Origin of the sequence: Pseudonocardia oroxyli (genome assembly GCF_900102195.1) — a bacterium.
Taxonomy (GTDB): Bacteria; Actinomycetota; Actinomycetes; order Mycobacteriales; family Pseudonocardiaceae; genus Pseudonocardia; species Pseudonocardia oroxyli.
Map to the genome: position 1 here is coordinate 160,900 of NZ_FNBE01000013.1, position 17,995 is coordinate 178,894.

16 protein-coding genes and 2 pseudogenes are annotated in these 17,995 nt (G+C 73.7%); 9 read left to right on the forward strand and 9 right to left on the reverse strand.

The window, feature by feature from the left end; all coding sequences use genetic code 11:
- Positions 1 to 17: 17 nt before the first annotated feature.
- From BLS43_RS20040 to BLS43_RS32095, 6 genes and pseudogenes are all read right to left on the reverse strand, one after another.
- Positions 18 to 224: a hypothetical protein gene (locus BLS43_RS20040; protein ID WP_093087271.1), complete on the reverse strand. Its 207-nt coding sequence runs from the start codon at positions 222 to 224 to the stop codon at positions 18 to 20.
- Positions 221 to 607: a hypothetical protein gene (locus BLS43_RS20045; protein ID WP_143030131.1), complete on the reverse strand. Its 387-nt coding sequence runs from the start codon at positions 605 to 607 to the stop codon at positions 221 to 223. Before BLS43_RS20045 ends, BLS43_RS20040 begins: the two co-directional genes overlap by 4 nt.
- A 77-nt stretch (positions 608 to 684) precedes the next feature.
- Positions 685 to 1,560 carry an ABC transporter permease gene (locus BLS43_RS20050; protein WP_093087275.1) on the reverse strand — a complete coding sequence of 292 codons (876 nt, stop codon included), beginning with the start codon at positions 1,558 to 1,560 and terminating at the stop codon, positions 685 to 687.
- Entirely contained in the window at positions 1,550 to 2,308 is a 759-nt protein-coding gene (locus BLS43_RS20055) for an ABC transporter ATP-binding protein (protein WP_093087397.1), read from the reverse strand. The genes BLS43_RS20050 and BLS43_RS20055 overlap by 11 nt, the downstream gene beginning before the upstream one ends.
- A gap of 17 nt (positions 2,309 to 2,325) precedes the next feature.
- Entirely contained in the window at positions 2,326 to 3,417 is a 1,092-nt protein-coding gene (locus BLS43_RS20060; protein WP_093087277.1) for an ABC transporter substrate-binding protein, read from the reverse strand.
- Between the two features lie 328 nt (positions 3,418 to 3,745).
- Positions 3,746 to 4,471: pseudogene (locus BLS43_RS32095) on the reverse strand (LLM class flavin-dependent oxidoreductase); the annotation flags it as partial.
- A gap of 82 nt (positions 4,472 to 4,553) precedes the next feature.
- On the opposite strand from BLS43_RS32095, the pseudogene BLS43_RS31250 reads away from it, so the two are divergent.
- Positions 4,554 to 4,721, forward strand: a pseudogene (locus BLS43_RS31250) (LysR family transcriptional regulator); the annotation flags it as partial.
- A gap of 197 nt (positions 4,722 to 4,918) precedes the next feature.
- Entirely contained in the window at positions 4,919 to 5,098 is a 180-nt protein-coding gene (locus BLS43_RS31255) for a hypothetical protein (RefSeq protein WP_176921426.1), read from the forward strand.
- An 8-nt stretch (positions 5,099 to 5,106) separates the two neighbouring features.
- Here BLS43_RS31255 and BLS43_RS20075 read toward each other — a convergent pair whose 3' ends face one another.
- Together BLS43_RS20075 and BLS43_RS20080 are read right to left on the reverse strand one after the other, a co-directional pair.
- Positions 5,107 to 6,816 carry an AMP-binding protein gene (locus BLS43_RS20075; protein WP_093087279.1) on the reverse strand — a complete coding sequence of 570 codons (1,710 nt, stop codon included), beginning with the start codon at positions 6,814 to 6,816 and terminating at the stop codon, positions 5,107 to 5,109.
- Between the two features lie 45 nt (positions 6,817 to 6,861).
- Entirely contained in the window at positions 6,862 to 7,479 is a 618-nt protein-coding gene (locus BLS43_RS20080) for a TetR/AcrR family transcriptional regulator (RefSeq protein WP_093087281.1), read from the reverse strand.
- A 72-nt stretch (positions 7,480 to 7,551) separates the two neighbouring features.
- Between BLS43_RS20080 and BLS43_RS20085 the strand changes: the two genes are divergently transcribed.
- From BLS43_RS20085 to BLS43_RS20115, 7 genes are read left to right on the forward strand one after another with little or no spacing between them, the layout of a single operon-like run.
- Entirely contained in the window at positions 7,552 to 8,691 is a 1,140-nt protein-coding gene (locus BLS43_RS20085) for an acyl-CoA dehydrogenase family protein (RefSeq protein ID WP_093087283.1), read from the forward strand.
- Positions 8,691 to 10,211 (forward strand): AMP-binding protein, encoded by a 1,521-nt coding sequence (locus BLS43_RS20090; RefSeq protein WP_093087285.1) that lies wholly within the window; start codon positions 8,691 to 8,693, stop codon positions 10,209 to 10,211. The genes BLS43_RS20085 and BLS43_RS20090 overlap by 1 nt, the downstream gene beginning before the upstream one ends.
- Entirely contained in the window at positions 10,208 to 11,806 is a 1,599-nt protein-coding gene (locus BLS43_RS20095; protein WP_093087287.1) for an acyl-CoA carboxylase subunit beta, read from the forward strand. Before BLS43_RS20090 ends, BLS43_RS20095 begins: the two co-directional genes overlap by 4 nt.
- Before the next feature lie 5 nt (positions 11,807 to 11,811).
- The gene (locus BLS43_RS20100; RefSeq protein WP_093087289.1) at positions 11,812 to 13,755 is read left to right on the forward strand and encodes an ATP-binding protein; all 1,944 of its coding nucleotides are present in this window, start codon (positions 11,812 to 11,814) and stop codon (positions 13,753 to 13,755) included.
- Entirely contained in the window at positions 13,752 to 14,498 is a 747-nt protein-coding gene (locus tag BLS43_RS20105; protein ID WP_093087291.1) for an enoyl-CoA hydratase/isomerase family protein, read from the forward strand. Before BLS43_RS20100 ends, BLS43_RS20105 begins: the two co-directional genes overlap by 4 nt.
- Positions 14,499 to 15,293, forward strand: coding sequence for a TIGR03084 family metal-binding protein (locus BLS43_RS20110; RefSeq protein WP_093087293.1), 795 nt, complete (start codon positions 14,499 to 14,501; stop codon positions 15,291 to 15,293).
- Positions 15,290 to 17,143 (forward strand): acyclic terpene utilization AtuA family protein, encoded by a 1,854-nt coding sequence (locus BLS43_RS20115; protein WP_245707622.1) that lies wholly within the window; start codon positions 15,290 to 15,292, stop codon positions 17,141 to 17,143. The genes BLS43_RS20110 and BLS43_RS20115 overlap by 4 nt, the downstream gene beginning before the upstream one ends.
- Here the strand turns inward: BLS43_RS20115 and BLS43_RS20120 are convergent.
- A complete protein-coding gene (locus BLS43_RS20120; protein WP_093087295.1) occupies positions 17,140 to 17,991 on the reverse strand; it encodes an alpha/beta fold hydrolase in 852 nt (283 codons plus the stop codon). The two genes, BLS43_RS20115 and BLS43_RS20120, sit on opposite strands and share 4 nt — an antisense overlap.
- Between the last annotated feature and the right edge of the window lie 4 nt (positions 17,992 to 17,995).

Genomic DNA, 17,995 nt, shown 5'->3' on the forward strand with positions numbered 1-17,995 from the left:
CGATCGTGCCGGCGACCTCAGCCCCCTTGTTCGTCGAGGTCGAGGTCGTGCTCCACGGCGTCGAGCTCGGACTCGATCCGGGAGAGCCGGGCGTCCGCGCTCTCCGGCGTGTCGGCGCCTGCGGTCGCGGCCGGTGGCGGCGGTGGGGTCGACGTCGACCCGGTGCTGCACCCCGCGAGCAGCAGCGTGCCGACCACACCGAGCAGGAGCGCACCCCGTCTCACTTCCCGCAGTCCCGCGTCTGGATGTCCGTCAGCTGGTGCTGCAGGTTCTGCAGGTCCTGCAACCGCTGCGGGCGGTCCTGCACGCGGGCGTCGAGCAGGTCGGCGAGTGCGGTGCGCCCGGCGGCGCGCGCCTTGGCGGCCCGGGCCTGCAGAGCGGCGGTGGACCCCTTGGTGGAGGCGTCGCCGTCGATCCGCGCGATGAGCTTGCCGACGCGGTCGAGGGCCTTCGGGATCCGCTGGGTGCAGACGGCGCCCGACCCGGACGACGGGGCCGCGGACGAGGTGGTCGGCGGCGCCGTCGACCCGCCGTCGGCCAGGGCGATGCCCGAACCCGCAGCCAGGCCGGCGACCAGGACGCCACTCACGATCAGTGTTCGCTTCATGCGGACCACGATCGTGCCCGCGGGTGCACCCTCGGTGCGGGGAGTGTTCGAGTCAGGTAAGCGCCCTCCCCACTGCCTCAGGTGAGCGCCAACCCCCGCGCCGCCAGGACCCGGCGCTCGAGGGGGCGGAACACCAGCAGCTCGATGCCGATGCCGACGACGAGGATCAGCAGCACCGCGGAGAACACCCCCGCGATGTCGTTGAAGTCGCTGCCCTGCTTCAGGTACGCGCCGAGCCCCAGGCCGAGCGCCGGGCCCGCGGCGATGATCTCCGCGGCCATCAGCGAGCGCCAGGCGAAGGCCCAGCCCTGCTTGCAGCCCGCCAGGTACCCGGGCAGGGCGGCGGGCAGCAGCACGTGCCGGGCCGCGGCGAGCCCACGCGCGCCGAGCACCCGCCCGGCCCGCGGCAGGATCGGCGGGATCTGGTCGATGCCCGCGACCAGGCCGTTCGCGATGGACGGCACGGAGCCCAGCAGCACCACGAAGTAGATCGTGGCGTCCGTCAGCCCGAACCACAGCACCGCGGCGGGCACCCACGCGACCGACGGCAGGCTCTGCAGCCCGGACAGCAGCGGCCCGATCGCCGAGCGCACCACGGGCACCTTCGCCACCAGCAGCCCCAGCGGGGTGGCGATGACCAGCGCGATCAGGAAGCCGAGGAAGGCCCGGCTGATGGAGGTCCACAGGATCGACCAGATGCTGCCGTCCGCCACGATCTGCAGGAACGAGTCCCACACGGCGGCGGGCGAGGGCAGCTGGTACTCCGGCAGGACCGCCGTCGACCAGACGATCTGCCAGACGACGACGATCAGCACCAGCGCGACGACCGGCGGCAGGACCGAGCTGCTCAGCCGCCGCCACCAGGACGTGCGGCGGACGGTGGGGGTGTCCAGTGCGTCGAGGCCGGCGAGGGTGTCCCGGTCGGTGTCGCGCTGGTCGAGCTCAGGCGGCATGGCTCGTGATCACCTGTCGCAGCCGGCCCGTGATCTCCTCGTGCAGGACCTTCTCGTCCCCGTCGACCTGCCACTCGCGCACCACGGTGCCCGGGCGGGAGGACAGCAACACCACGCGCTGGGCCAGCCGGACGGCCTCCCGCACGTCGTGGGTCACGAAGACGATCGTGGTCCCGGTGGCCTCCCAGACGCGCAGCAGCTCACCCTGCAGCGCGTCCCGGGTGATGGCGTCCAGCGCGGCGAACGGCTCGTCCATCAGCAGCAGGCCCGGCCCCTGCTGGCCGCGCGCGGTGGCCGCGGCCAGCGCGCGAGCGAGCGAGACCCGCTGGCGCATGCCGCCGGACAGCTCGTGCGGACGCTTGTCGCCCACCCCGTCGAGCCGGACGAGGGCGAGCAGCTCGGCGGCCCGCTCGCGGCGAGCGGCCTTGCCGAGGCCCGCGAGCTGCAGGGCCAGCTCGACGTTGCGCGCGGCGGTCAGCCACGGCATCAACGCCGCCTCCTGGAACATGAACGACGGCCGGGCGGCGCGCACCGAGAGGGTGCCCGTCGTCGCCTCGTCCAGCCCGGCGATCAGGTTGAGCAGGGTGGACTTGCCGCAGCCCGAGGCGCCGAGCAGGCACACGAACTCGCCCTCGGCCACGCGCAGGTCGATGTCGCGCAGCGCGGTCACCGCGGACCCGCCCGTCCCGAACGTCTTGCCGACACCGGACAACTCCACCGCAGTGCTCACGGTCTCGCGCTGCTCCATCTGCACCGTCACGTGGGTCACCCCTGCTTGTCGAGGCCCGCGGCGTTCACCGCGGGCTTGCCGTCCGCCTGGCGGACCGAGTTGAGCGCGGTCAGCTCGAACAGGCCGTGGACGTCCGTCTCCGTGGGGGTGGCCCCGGCGGTGACGCTGTCCTTGGCGAGCTGCGGGAAGGTCGAGGCGAGCGGGTCGCTGTCGAAGCTCAGCTCGGTGAACGCCCGGTCCAGCACGGCGGGGGCGAGCGCCGAGTTCGTGATCGCCTTGATCGAGTCGTTGGTGATCGTCTTCGCCTGGTCGGGGCTCGTCGTGGCGAAGTCGATCGACCGCTGCAGCCCCTTGACCAGCGCCTCGACCGTCTGCGGGTGCTCCTGCAGGAACTGCGTGCGCACGATCAGCACCGTGGTCGGGAACCTGCCGTCCGGCCACAGGCTCTTCTCGTCCACCAGGACCTTCGCCCCGGCGTCGACCAGCCGCGAGCTCCACGGCTCGGGCAGCCACCCGCCCGCGACCTGGCCCTGCTTGAACAGGTCCAGCGTGCGCGGGTTGTCGATGTTCTGGACGGTGACCTTGTCCGGGCCCTCACCGATCTGCAGGTTCTGCTCGCCGAGCCACTTCTTCAGCGCGACGTCCTGGGTGTTGCCCAGCTGCGGCGTCGCGATGATCTTGCCCTTGAGCTGCTCCGGCGAGGTGATGTCCGGGCTGGTGACGAGCTGGGCGCCGGCCTGGGTGGACCCCGAGATCAGCCGGATCGCCTCGCCGTTGGACTTGGCGAAGGCGTTGATGGCGGGGCTGGTGCCGATGAACCCGGCGTCGAGCGAGCCGCCGAGCAGGGCGTTCACCTCGTCCGGTCCGGCGTTGAAGGTCTGGGTGGTCAGCGTGGTGTCGCTGCCCAGCTCCTCGGCGTAGAAGTTCTGCGCCACGCCGATCAGCGCGGGGGCGTGGGTGATGTTCGGGAAGTATCCGAGGCGCAGCTCGGCCGCGGGGGTGGTGTTCTGCGCCGGGGTGGAGGAGGCGGGGGTCTCCGCGGCGCGGGAGCAACCGGCGGCGAGGCCGACGGCCGCGAGGGCGGCGGCGCCGACCGTGACGAGGCGGCGCAGGGCGGGGGCGTGCATGGCGGGGTTCGGGATCCTTCCGGGGGACGCGCGGGCACCCCGGATCGCCGGGGTCCCGGCGGAGGTCGACGCACGGGTGCTGGGCAGGGGAGACGCGGCTCCCTACCGACACCCCTCGTCGAACGCGTGGCTCCGGCGCGACGGCCAGAACCGCTCCAGATCGAAGGACCGCAGGGTGCGCACACGAAGGGTGCGCGGCGCGGTCGTCGTCATACCCCAATGGTGGACGCCCGTGGTGGACCGGACAAGCCGACGTCCGCGTACCGAGAGCGGGCCCGTAATGACCGGACATCTCGACGCGGGTTTCCTGGCGTTTCGCCCGGTTCCGGGCGCGGTGGTGTCCGGTCAGGTGCGCAGGGTCCAGCCAGCGCCGGTAGGTGGGCAGGTCGTTCGCGAGGGCGAACGCCGCGCCGATCTCCGCGCGGGCGCCGTCCGGGTCGCCGGTCAGGGCGAACACGACCCCCGCGACGACCGCGGCGTCGTCCCCGACCGTGGGACGGATCTCCTCGGCGACCGCCCGCGGGGTGGTCCACGTGGTGAGCACGCCGTCCGCCCGGTCGCGCGCCAGCCGCAGCATCCGGGGTCCGTGCGCGGCGAGCAGCACCGGCGGCGCGGACACCCCCGGCGCGACGACGCCGCCGCGCCCGGTCAGCACCCGACCATCCAGGTCGGCCGCGGCGCCGGCCAATGCGGGCCGCAGGATCTCCAGGTACTCCTCGGTGTGGGTGCCCGGCCGGTCGAACGCCGGCCCGTACCGGTCCTCGACCGCCGGGCCGTGGCTCGGCCCGATCCCGAGGGTCAACCGCCCGCCCGTCGCCGCCTGCGTGGTGAGGGCCTGGGCGGCGAGCGCGAGCGGGTGCCGCGGGTAGGTGGTGGTCACGGCCGTGCCGAGGCCGATCCCGCGATCGCCCGCGGCGGCGAACACGGTGAGGGCGTCCCAGCCGGCGCGCTCGCCGATCCAGGCCGTGTCGTAGCCGGCCGCGGCCGCCTTCTCGATGTCGGCGACCACCTCCGGGAAGGGGCGGTGTTCGTCGATCCACAGTCCGATGCGCATGTCCCCAGCCCACTCGCGGCCGCCGCGCCGAGCAACGAGCACCTACCCTGTGCAGCGATCACGATCGGTGATGGAGGTGCCCGTGGAGGTCCGGCAGCTGCGCTACTTCGTCGCGGTCGCGGAGGAGCTGCACTTCGGTCGCGCGGCCGAGCGGCTGGGCATCGTGCAGCCCGCGGTCAGCCAGCAGATCGGGCGCCTCGAACGCGAGCGGGTCCGCGGCGAGGTCCCGGGGACGCGGTCGGTGCGGCTGTGGGAGGAGCCGTTGCGGGTGATGCTGCCCCGCGCCCACCCGGCGGCGGGCGGCCCGGTCGCGGTCCGCGAGCTGAAGGACCTGCGGCTGCGGCTGCCCGCCGACCCGGCCCTCGAGGCCGCGGTGCTCGGCCGCTGCGCCGAGGAGGACTGGACCCCGAACGCGGGCGAGAGGTCCGGTCGGTCGAGGACACCGCGGTGGAGATCGCGGCGGGCGACCGGGACTGGACGGTCGTCTACGGCGAGCAGGCCGGGCTGGCCTCCTGCGGCGCCATGCTGCAGCCCTTCGACCCGCCGCTCACGGTCCCCGGGCTGCTCCTGCTCCCCGCCGACGGCGCCCGGGAGTGCGCCGACGCGCTGGCCGCGGCCTTCTCCTGACGCCGGGTTCAGGCGGAGGTCGTCGGCGCCCCCTCGAAGAGGGCGGCGTAGCGCTGCCGGAGCCGGTACTTGAGGATCTTGCCGCCGACGGTGTCCGGCAGCGACTCGGCGAACACGACGGCCTTCGGGGTCTCGTAGCCCGCGAGCCGCGCGCGGCACCAGGCCACGAGCTCGTCCGCCTCGGGCTCGTGCCCCTCCCGCGGCACGACGACGGCGGTCACCGCCTCGCCCCAGTGCGCGTGCGGCAGCCCGATCACCGCCGCCCGCAGCACGTCCGGGTGCTCGTGCAGCACCGCCTCGACCCGGATGCTCGACACGTTCTCCCCGCCCGACTTCACGATGTCCTTGTAGCGGTCGACCATGATCCGCAGGCCGCCGTCGTCCACCGCGGCGGAGTCCCCGGAGTGGAACCAGCCGCCGCGGAACGCCTCCCGGGTCGCCTCGACGTCCTTGTAGTAGCCGGCGGTCATGATCGGCGAGCGGTACACCGCCTCGCCCGGTTCGCCGTCGCGCACGGGGTCGCCCGCGGCGTCCACGACGTCCGAGGCCAGCAGCCCGCTCGGGAGCCCCACGTAGTTGACGGCGGGCGCGGTGCGGGCGTGCACCTCCGGCCAGCGGCTGGGCCAGAACCGGTGGCACGCGATGGCCTCGGTCTGCCCGAAGATCCCCAGCGCGACGAAGCCCTCCGCCGTGCGCGCCGACAGTCGCTCCAGCAGCGCGGGTGCCAGCGCGCCCCAGCCGTAGACCAGGATCGTCAGCGAGCGGACGTCCAGGTCCGGCCGCTGGTCGAGGGTGTCCGCGAGGGCCGCCACGAACTGCGGCGACCCGGCCCACAGCGCGGTCGCCCCGCTCTCGGCGACGGCCTGTGCGACCGGTCCGGGGGCCGGGCGCCTGCCCAGGGTGAGGGTGCCGCCCGCGAGCCAGGTCGAGAAGGTGAAGATCTGGTCGCCGACGTGGTAGATCATCGGCAGGAACGTGCAGAGCCGCAGGTCGGAGTCGTGGCGCACGCCGCGGGTCAGTGACACCGTGAAGTTCAGCGCGGCCAGGTGCGTGGCGGAGTGGGTGACCATCACGCCCTTCGGCATCGCCGTGGTGCCGGAGGTGAACAGCAGCTGCCAGACGTCGTCCCCGTGGATCTCGACCTCGGGCTCGGTGTCCGGGTGGTCGGCGAGCAGGGTCCGCAGGCTCGGGCTCCCCGCGACCGGGCCGCCGCCCACGGTGATCGTGGTGCCCACCGCGAGTCCGGTCACGGCGAACACCTGCTCGACCCGGCCCCACAGCTCGGCGTCGACCACCGTGAACCGCGGCTCGGTGCGCCGGACCAGGTCCTCCACCACGTCCGGCGCGAGCTGCGGGTTCAGCGGCACCGCGACCATGCCCGCCTTCGCGATCCCGATCTTCACCAGCAGCGCGTCGACGCTGTTCTCGCAGATCAGCAGCACCCGGTCGCCGGGCTGCAGACCCGCCGCCGCCAACGCGTGGGCGACGCGGTTCGCCACCGCGTCCGCCTCGCGGTAGGTGACCGACGGGAACTCGCCGAAGGCGCCGTCGGCGGCGACGAGCGCGGGGGTGTCCGGGTGGCTCCAGGTCAGGCGCTCGAAGACGTCCCCGACCGAGGTCCGCTCCCAGCGGTGCACCGCGCGGCGCCCCCGCAGGGTCTCGACGTCGATCGTCGCGGCGTCGGGCAGCGCGGTGCCGTGCGGGATCTCAGGCAGCATGCCGCCCAGAATGCGTGATGCGGGTCACCTCCGGCAAGAACCGAGTCACTCCGGATTCACTTCCGGATTCACGTCGATGCCCAGACACGCGTGGGTCATCACGTCGAGCCGCGCCGCGAGGCGCTCGTCGGCGAGGCCGCTGCGGAAGAACAGCGTGGACTGGATCGCGCCGATGGCCGCGTGCACGGCCAGGCGGACCTCGCCGTCGGACAGGTCGGGGCGCAGCGGGGCGAGCACGTGCACCCAGTCCTCGACGTAGTGCCGCTGCGCCCGGCGCAGCCGCCGCCGGTCCTCCTCGGCCAGGGTGTGAATCTCCCTGTGGTAGACGGCCAGCACGTCACGGTCCTGGATGGCGACGGCGATGTGGTCCTGGACCAGCGCGGAGAGGTGCTCCCGGTCGCTGCCGGGCCGGGCGAGGATCTCCTCGGCGCCGGACTGCAGCCGCTCCATCACCCGGTCGAGCAGGGCGACCAGGATCGCGTCCTTGCTGCCGAAGTGCCGGTAGATCCCGGACCCGACGATCCCGGCCTCGGCGCCGATGTCCGCCATGCCGACGGTGTGGAAGCCGCGCCGCGCCGCGAGCTCGGCGGCGGCGGCGAGGATGCGCTCGCGGCGGTCCGGGTCCCGGCGGGGCCGGTGTGTGCGCGAGGGTGCGGTGGACACCTGGCCAAGTGTGACAGTCTCGCGGTACGGTCCGCTACGAGTGAACGGAAAATCACTTCAGAGGGAGTCAGGGTGGACTTCACCGAGTCCGACGAGCACCGCGACCTTCGGGCCGCCGTCGGCGCGATCGCCGCCCCCTTCGGCGGGGCGTACTACGCCGAGCACGCCCGGGCGGGCACCGAGTGCACCGAGCTGTGGCACGCGCTCGGCGACGCGGGGTTCGCGGGGGTGAACGTCCCCGAGGAGTACGGCGGGGGCGGCGGCGGGCTGGTCGAGTTGGCCCTGGTCTGCGAGGAGATCGCCGCGCAGGGCGCGCCGATCCTGTTGTTGCTGGTCACGCACGCCATCTCGGCCGAGGTGCTGGTCGAGTACGGCACCGACGCCCAGCGCAAGGAGTGGCTCCCCGGCCTGGCGAGCGGGCGTCGGAAGGTGGTCTTCGCGATCACCGAGCCCGGCGCCGGGTCGAACACCCACAAGCTCACCACCCGGGCCCGCCGGGTCGGGGACGAGTGGGTGGTGACCGGCGAGAAGTACTACATCTCCGGGGTGGACGAGGCCGAGGCGCTGCTGCTCGTCGCCCGGACCGGGGACGAGGGGCAGCTGTCGCTGTTCCTGGTCCCCACGGACGCGCCGGGGCTGCAGAAGTCCGTCCTGCCCGTGGACGTCATGCTGCCGGAGAAGCAGTTCACGCTGCACTTCGACGAGGTGCGGCTGCCCGCCTCCGCGCTGGTCGGCGAGGAGGGCCAGGGGTTCCGGCAGGTCTTCCACGGGCTCAACCCGGAGCGGATCACCGGCGCGGCGCTGTGCGTCGGGATCGCGCGCTACGCCCTGTCCCGGGCCGCGCGGTACGCGGGCGAGCGCGAGGTGTGGGGGAAGCCGATCGGCACCCACCAGGGCGTCGCGCACCCGCTGGCCAAGGCGAAGATCGAGACCGAGCTCGCGGCGCTGATGACCCGCAAGGCGGCGTGGCTGCACCAGCACGGGCATCCGGCCGGGGAGGCGGCGAACATGGCCAAGTACGGGGCCGCGGAGGCGGCGCTGGCCGCCTGCGACGCGGCGATCCAGACCCACGGCGGCAACGGCGTGGCGCAGGAGTTCGGCCTGCTCCCGTACTGGGGCCTGGCCCGGCTGCTGCGGATCGCCCCGGTGAACCGGGAGATGGTGCTCAACTTCGTGGCCCAGCACAGCCTCGGACTGCCGAGGTCGTACTGATGAGCTCCCTGATCCAGCGGATCAACGTGGGTGACCAGCTCACCCGCAGCGCGTTCGCGCGCCCGGAGCAGCTCGCGGTGGTCGACGGGGACCGGCGCTGGACCTACGCCGAGCTCGACGCGTGGGTGAACCGACTGGCCCGCGGCCTGGTCGAGCGTGGGTACGCCGTGGGGGACGCGCTGGCCCTGGCCTCGGCGAACAGCGCCGAGTTCCTCGCCGTCTACTACGCCTGCGCCAAGGCGGGCGTGGTCTGCGTGCCGATCAACCTGGGCTGGCGGGCCTCCGAGGTCGCCTACGTGCTCGGGCACTCGCGGGCGCGCGGGCTGGTGGTGGAGCGCGGGCTGGTCGAGGCGACGGCGCCCGCGGTCGCCGAAGCCGGCGTCGCGGACGTGGTGGTGGCGGAGTCCCTGGCCGACCTGGAGTCCGCGGACGCCTCCCCGGTCGAGGTCGACGTCTCGGACCGCGCCCCGCTGAGCTACCTCTACACGTCCGGCACCACGTCCTTCCCGAAGGGCGTCGTGGGCACCCACCTGGGCATCCACCTGGAGTCGATGTCCGCGGCGCTGGACAACGGCTGGTCCGCGGCGGACCGCTTCGTCGCGATGATGCCGATGTTCCACACCGCCCAGCTGAACGCCTTCTGCACGCCCGCGATCACCGTCGGAGCCACGATCCACGTGCACCGCGGCTTCGAGCCCGAGAGCTTCCTCGACACGATCGAGCGCGAGCGGATCACGCAGGTGTTCGGGCTGCCGATGATGTACCGCGCGGCGCTGGAGCACCCGTCGTTCGGCGGGCGGGACCTCGGCAGCTTGCGCCGCGCCACCTACGCCATGGCCGCGATGCCGGAGTCCCAGATCAAGGCCTGCCTCGACGGGTTCCGGTGCGAGTTCAGCCTGCTCTTCGGGCAGACCGAGATGTCCCCGATCACCACGCTGTTCCGGCCGGAGCACCAGCTCACGCACGTCGGCGCCGTCGGCACGCCGCTCACCGGCGTGCAGGTCGGGATCATGGCCGAGGACGGCACGCTGCTGCCGCGCGGCGCGACCGGGGAGATCGTCTACCGCGGGCCGTCGACCATGCAGGAGTACCTGCGCAACCCGGAGGCGACGGCGGAGGCGTTCCGGCACGGCTGGTTCCACTCCGGAGACGTCGGCCGGTTCGGCGAGGACGGCGTGCTCTGGTTCGCGGACCGCTCCAAGGACGTGATCAAGACCGGCGGCGAGAACGTGGCGTCCCTGGAGGTCGAGCGCGCCGTGTACGACACCGCGCCGGACGTGGCCGAGGTCGTGGTCGTCGGGCTGCCGCACGCGCGGTGGAGCGAGGCGATCACCGCGGTCGTGGTCCCGAAGCCCGGGGCGGTGCTCGACCCGGAGGCGCTCCGGACGGCGCTGAAGGACCGGCTCGACGGGTACAAGGTGCCCAAGGCCGTGATCGTCGTCGACGAGCTGCCCCGCACGTCGACCGGGAAGATCCAGAAGAACGTCGTCCGCGACCGGTTCGGGGAGCACTACTCATGACCGTGCTGACATCCCTGCTCGACACCTCCGCGGAGGCCTACGCGCACAACCGCGCGGCCCAGCTGGAGGTGATCGCCCAGCTCGACGAGCAGCTGCAGCTCGCCGTCGCGGGCGGCGGCGAGCGCTACACGCAGCGCCACCGGGAGCGCGGCAAGCTCACCGTGCGGGAGCGGCTGGAGCTGCTGCTGGACCCGGACAGCCCGTTCCTGGAGCTCTCCCCGCTGGCCGCGTGGGGCACCGAGTTCACCGTGGGCGCCTCGGTGCTCACCGGGATCGGCGCGGTGTCCGGCGTGGAGTGCGTGGTGATCGGTCACGACCCCACCGTGCGCGGTGGGGCGATGAACCCGTACTCGCTGCGCAAGACGCTGCGCGCGTTGGAGATCGCGCGGATCAACCGGCTCCCGGTGATCAACCTGGTGGAGTCCGGGGGCGCGGACCTGCCCACCCAGGCGGACCTGTTCGTGCCCGCCGGTCGGATCTTCCACGAGCTCACCGAGCTGTCGTCGCTGGCGATCCCCACCGTCGCGCTCGTCTTCGGCAACTCCACGGCGGGCGGGGCCTACGTCCCCGGCATGTGCGACTACGCGGTGCTGGTCGACCAGCGCGCCAAGGTGTTCCTCGGCGGTCCGCCGCTGGTCAAGATGGCCACCGGCGAGGAGTCGGACGACGAGTCGCTGGGCGGCGCCGAGATGCACTCCCGCGTCTCGGGCCTGTCGGACTACTTCGCCGCCGACGAGCAGGACGCCATCCGGCTCGGCAGGCGGATCCTGTCGCGGATCAACTGGCACAAGCTCGGCCCGGACCCGGCGCGCGACCCCGTGCCACCGCGCTACGACCCCGAGGAGATCCTCGGGATCCTGCCGCCGGACCCCAAGGTGCCCTTCGACCCGCGCGAGGTCCTCGCCCGCACCGTCGACGGTTCGGACTTCGACGAGTACAAGCCGCTCTACGGCACGTCCCTGGTCACCGGCTGGGCGAGCATCCACGGCTATCCGGTCGGGGTCCTGGCCAACCACCGCGGCGTGCTGTTCAGCGAGGAGGCCAAGAAGGCGTCCGAGTTCATCCTGCTGGCCAACCAGACCGACACACCGCTGGTCTTCCTGCAGAACACCACCGGCTACATGGTCGGCAAGGACTACGAGCAGGGCGGGATCATCAAGGACGGCGCCAAGATGATCAACGCCGTGACCAACAGCCGGGTCCCCCACCTGACGATCAACATGGCGTCGAGCTTCGGGGCGGGGAACTACGGCATGTCCGGCCGCGCCTACGACCCGCGGCTGATGTTCGCCTGGCCCGGCGCCAAGCTCGCGGTGATGGGGGCGGCGCAGCTCGCCGGGGTGATGTCGATCGTCGGGCGGGCGTCGGCCGCGTCGCAGGGGAGACCGTTCGACGAGGAGGGAGACGCCGCCCGCACCCGGGCGATCGAACAGCAGATCGAGGCGGAGTCGCACGCCTTCTACGTCACCGGGAAGCTCTACGACGACGGCGTCGTCGACCCCCGGGACACCCGCACCGTGCTCGGCCTGTCGTTGTCCGCCGTGCACTCCCAGACCGTCGCAGGCCGCCGTGGCTTCGGCGTCTTCCGGATGTGAGGCCGGTGATTCGGACACTCTTGGTGGCCAACCGCGGTGAGATCGCCGCCCGCGTCATGCGCACCGCGCACGACCTGGGCATCGGCACCGTCGCCGTGTACTCCGACCCCGACGCGGACGCCCCGTTCGTGCGGCTCGCCGACGAGGCGGTGCGGCTCCCCGGTGCCGCCCCGTCGGAGACCTACCTGCGCGGCGACCTGGTGATCGCCGCGGCCCGCGCGACGGGTGCGGATGCCGTGCACCCCGGCTACGGCTTCCTGTCGGAGAACGCGGGGTTCGCGCGGGACTGCGCCGCGGCCGGTCTGACGTTCGTCGGCCCGACGCCCGAGGCCATCGCGTCGATGGGCTCCAAGCTCGAGGCCAAGGCGCTCATGGAGTCCGCCGGGGTCCCGGTGCTGCCCGGGGCCACCGTCGGGCCGAAGTCCGACCTCGGGGCGCTCGCCGCGGAGATCGGGTACCCCGTACTGGTCAAGGCGGCCTTCGGGGGCGGCGGGCGCGGGATGCGCGTGGTCCACACCCCGGCCGAGCTGGGCGCCGCCGTGGACGGCGCCCGGCGCGAGGCGGCGTCGGCCTTCGGGGACGGCACGGTGTTCCTGGAGCGGTTCGTCGTCGACCCGCGCCACGTCGAGGTGCAGATCCTCGGGGACACCCACGGCGAGGTCGTCAGCCTGTTCGAGCGGGAGTGCTCCATCCAGCGGCGCTACCAGAAGATCGTGGAGGAGGCGCCGTCCCCCGCGGTGGACCCCGCGCTGCGGGCCGAGCTCGGCGCGGCGGCCGTCGCGGCCGGGAAGGCGATCGGCTACACCGGCGCCGGGACCGTCGAGTTCGTGATGGACCAGCGCGGCGAGTTCTTCTTCCTCGAGGTCAACACCCGGTTGCAGGTGGAGCACCCGGTCACCGAGCTGGTCACCGGGCTGGACCTGGTGGCGTTGCAGCTGCGGGTGGCCGAAGGGGAGCCGCTGCCCGCGTCGGTCACCCGGGCCGCCCTCGACGGGCACGCCATCGAGGTGCGGCTCTACGCCGAGGACGTCCCGGCGGGGTTCCTGCCCGCGACGGGCACCCTGCACCGCGTGCGCATCCCGGAGCTGCCGGGCGTCCGCGTGGACAGCGGCGTGGCGGACGGCTCGGTGGTCGGCCCGCACTACGACCCGATGCTGGCCAAGGTGATCGCGCAAGGCCGCACCCGCGCCGAGGCCGCCCGCACCCTGGCCCGCGCCCTGCAGCAGGCGCAGCTCCACGGCGTCACCACGAACCGGGACCTGCTCGTGGCGATCCTGCGCGAGGAGGAGTTCCTCGCGGGCCGCACCGACACCGGCTACCTGACCAGGCACGCCGAGCTCGTGAGTGGGAAGTGGTGCTCTGGCACCACTTCCCACGCACGGGCGCTTGCGGCGGCGCTCGCGGCACAGGCGGCGGACCGGGCGTCGGCGCGGGTGCTCGGGGGCCTGCCGTCCGGGTGGCGGAACGTGGGCGGACTGCCGCAACGGCGCAGCTACGAGGGCTTCGACGTCTCCTACGCGTTCCGCCGGGACGGGTTCACCGCCTCGGTCAACGGCGAGCCCCTCGAGGTGCGCGTGCTCGCCGCGAGTGCCACGGACGTGGACCTCGAGGTCGGCGGGGTGCGGCGGCACTACGCCGTGCACGCCGTGGCCGACACGACGTTCGTGGACGGGCCGGACGGGTCCGTCGCCCTGGTCGAGGTGCCCCGCTTCGCCGATCCGGACGCCGTCGCGCACGCCGGGTCGCTGCTGGCCCCGATGCCCGGCGGCGTGGTCCGGGTGCTCGCCGCGGAGGGCGACGCGGTCACGGCCGGGCAGCCGCTCGTCGTGCTGGAGGCGATGAAGATGGAGCACACCGTGACCGCGCCCGTGGACGGGACCGTCGCCGAGGTCCGGGTCGCCCAGGGTGACCAGGTGGAGACCCGACAGGTGCTGGCGGTGGTCGAGTGAGCGTCACGTACGAGGTGGTGGCCGGGGTCGCCTGGCTGACCATCGACCGGCCCGAGGCGCGGAACGCGTTGAGCAGGGACGTGCGAGACGGGCTGTGGGAGGGCACGCGCCGCTTCGTCGCCGACCCCGACGCGGCGGTGCTGGTCCTGACCGGTGCGGGGGACAAGGCCTTCTGCGCGGGCGGGGACCTCAAGGAGATGGCGGAGACCGCCCTGGAGATCCCGCCCCCGGACTTCCTGCCGCAGTTCGGGCGCAACGTCGAGGTGCGCAAGCCCACGATCGCCGCCGTGAACGGGGTGGCCTACGCGGGCGGGTTCCTGCTGGCCCAGCAGTGCGACCTCGTCGTGGCGGCCGAGCACGCGCGGTTCGCGGTCACGGAGGTCAAGGTCGGGCGCGGGTCGCCCTGGGCCGCCCCGCTGTCCTGGCTGGTGCCGCCGCGGATCGCGCTGGAGATCCTGCTCACCGGGGACCCGCTCGACGCCGCCCGCGCCCAGGCGTTCGGGCTGGTCAACCACGTGGTGCCCGCGGCGGACCTGCGGGCCCGCACCCAGGAGCTCGCCGAACGGATCGCGGCGAACGCGCCGCTCTCGGTCCGGGCGGCCAAGGAGACGGCCTACCTCGGCAGGCCGGACGTCTGGGACCGGGCCGAGGAGATCTGGGCGCCCGTCTACCGTTCGGCGGACGCCCAGGAGGGCCCGGCGGCCTTCCGCGACAAGCGCACCCCGGTCTGGAAGGGGATCTGAGTGCCCGTCTCGATGCCGCTGCTCGCGGCCGACCTGGAGGCCGAGTCGGCGGTGCTGCGCGCGCTGCTCGCCGAGCTCGACGAGCCGGACTGGAAGCGCGCCACCCCGGCGGTGGGCTGGTCCATCGCCGACCAGGTCTCCCACCTGGCCTACTTCCACGACGTCACGGTCACGTCCGCGACCGAGCCGGAGGTGTTCGCCGCCGAGAAGGCCGAGCTGGAGGCGCGCGGCGGGGTGAACCCGGACGAGGTCGCCGCGCGCTACCGCGGACTCTCCGGCGGCGAGCTGCTGGCCTGGTTCGACGCCTCCCGTGCCCGGCTCGTCCGCACGTTCGCCGCGCTCGACCCGGCGCTGCGGGTACCGTGGTTCGGCCCCGCGATGAGCGCGGCCTCGTCGCTGACCGCGCGGATCATGGAGACCTGGGCACACGGCCAGGACGTCGCGGACACCCTGGGCGTGATCCGCGAACCCTCGGCGCGCCTGCGGCACGTGGCGCACATCGGGGTGGGGGCGCGGGCGTTCAGCCACGCCGTCCGCGGCCGTCCCGTGCCGGACGCCCCCGTGCGGGTGGAGCTGGACGCGCCGGACGGCTCGCTGTGGACCTGGGGGCCCGCGGACGCCGCGGACCGGATCACCGGCACCGCCCTGGACTGGGCGCTGCTGATCACCCAGCGGCGGCACCGGGACGACCTCGCGCTCGTGGTCACCGGCCCGGCCGCGCAGGAGTGGGTGGAGATCGGACAGGCCTTCGCCGGTGCACCGGGCACCGGACGCGAGCCGGGGACGTTCGCGTGACCCGGCCGGTGGTCGTCGGCAACTGCTCCGGCTTCTACGGCGACCGGCTGCGGGCGGCGCGGGAGATGGTCGAGGGCGGCCCGATCGACGTCCTCTGCGGGGACTACCTCGCCGAGCTGACCATGCTGATCCTGGCGAAGGCCCAGGCCAAGGACCCCGACGCGGGTTACGCCAAGACCTTCCTGGCCCAGATGCGGGACGTCCTCGCCCTGTGCCTGGAGCGCGGGATCAAGGTCGTGTCGAACGCGGGCGGGCTCAACCCGGCGGGCCTCGCCGCCGCGATCGAGGCGCTCGGGACCGGGGCCCGGGTGGCCTACGTGGAGGGAGACGACCTGCGCGGATCGCTGGGTGCCGTCCGCCCGCCCGTCGAGGGGAAGCCCGTGTCCGCGAACGCCTATCTCGGCGGGTGGGGGATCGCGGAGGCCCTGTCGGCCGGGGCGGACGTCGTCGTCACGGGACGGGTCACGGACGCGTCGCTCGTCGTCGGCCCCGCGGCCTGGTGGCACGGCTGGTCCCCCGCGGACTTCGACGCCCTGGCCGGTGCGGTCGTGGCGGGCCACGTGATCGAGTGCGGGCCGCAGGCGACCGGCGGGAACTACTCGTTCCTGTCCGAGATCACCGACCGGCGCCATCCCGGCTTCCCGATCGCGGAGGTCGCGGCGGACGGCTCGTCGGTGATCACGAAGCACCCCGGGACCGGCGGGCTGGTCTCCGTCGGCACGGTCACGGCGCAGCTGCTCTACGAGATCGGCGCCCCCGCCTACCTCGGGCCGGACTGCACCACGCACTTCGACACCATCGCGGTGGCGCAGGCGGGGGAGCACCGGGTGCGGATCTCCGGGGTCCGGGGCAGCGCGCCGCCGCCGACGCTCAAGGTGGCCCTGAACGACGCGGGCGGCTACCGCAACACCATGACCCTCGTCCTGACCGGCCTGGACGTCGAGGCCAAGGCCGCGTGGGCCGAGGAGCTGCTGTTCTCCGTGCTCGGCGGCCGGGACCGGTTCGCCGAGGTGGACGTGCGGCTGCTGCGCTTCGACCGGCCCGACGCGCCGGCGAACGAGCAGGCGACCGCCCACCTGCGGATCACCGTGAAGGACCCGGACCCGCGGCTGGTCGGCCGGGCGTTCTCGAACGCGACGATGGAGCTGGCGCTCGGCGGCTACGCGGGCTTCCACACGACCACCCCGCCGACCGCGGAGTCGGCCTACGGCGTCTACCGCCCCGCCGCCGTGCCGCGGGAGGCGGTCACGCACACGGTCGTGTTGCCGGGCGGGGAGCGCCGGGTGATCCCGGACCCGGAGGTCGGCGCCCCCGCCGCCCCGCCCCGCACTGCCGGCGCATCCGCAACGGTTGCCGAGGTGCGGATCGATGCCCCCGCGGCTCCGCCCCGCACTGACGGCGTATCCGCATCGGAAGCCGAGGTGCGGATCGGTGCCCCCGTCGCCCAGCCCCGCAGTGACAGCGCATCCGCACCCGGCGCCGAGGTGCGGATCGGCTGTCAGCGCAAAGGTGCCGCGCTGAGGGACCTGCCCCTCGGGACGGTCTGCGGAGCGCGGTCGGGGGACAAGGGCGGGGACGCCAACATCGGGGTGTGGGTGCGCACCGAGGCCGAGTACGCCTGGCTGCGCGGGTTCCTCACCGCCGACACCGCCCGCGACCTGCTCGGACCCGAGGTCGCGGACCTGGAGATCGAGGTGCACGCGCTGCCGAACCTCAAGGCGCTCAACCTCGTGGTCCACGACATCCTGGGCGCGGGCGTCGCGTCGAGCACCCGCCCCGACCCGCAGGCCAAGGGTCTGGGCGAGTACCTGCGCAGCCGCGTGGTCCCGATCCCGGAGGAGCTGCTCTAGGAGGACGCGCCCGGGACCACCCGGTCCAGCCAGGCGAGCAGGTCCGCGACGACCTCGTCCCGGTTGGTCTCGTTGAACACCTCGTGCCGGGCCCCGGGCCACACCGACAGCGTCACGTCCTTCACCCCGGCGGCGGCGAGCCGGTCGACCAGGGGCGTGACCAGGGCGAGCCCGGCGTTCACCGGGTCCGCGTCACCGACGGTGATCAGCACCGGGAGGTCCGTGCGGATCCCGGAGACGTCGACGACCGCGCGGCCGCCCGCGAACATGCCCTGCGTGCCCTCGACGTCGAGCCCGAAGCCGCAGTCCGGGTCGGCGACGTAGAGGTCGACCTGGGCGGGGTCGCGGGAGAGCCACTCGTACCCGGTGCGCTGCTCGAACGGCGCGTTGAAGGACGACAGGTCCATCGGGCCGGACAGGTCGAGCGCGGGTTCGAGCAGGTCCAGCAGCGCGGTGCCGGACAGGACCAGCCCGTCGACGGCGTCGGAGTGCCCGAGGATCCACTGCTGCGCGGCGAACGAGCCCATCGAGTGGCCGAGCAGCACCACCGGCACGCCCGGGAACTCCGCGCGGCCGAGCTCGAGGAGCACCCCGATGTCGTCGACCAGCGCGGGCCAGCCGCCCGGGAGCACCCCCTGGGTCACGGCGGTGGCGCCGTGCCCGCGGTGGTCCTGCGCCTGCACCGCGAAACCCCGCTCCACCAGCGCGGACGCCAGGGGCGCGTACCGGCGGGCGTGCTCGCCCATCCCGTGGGTGAGCTGCACCAGCCCGCGGGGCTGGGCGGTCGGGGTCCAGCGGTAGGCGGTGATCTCGGTGCCGTCCCGGCCGGGGAAGGTGAAGGTCTGCACGGGG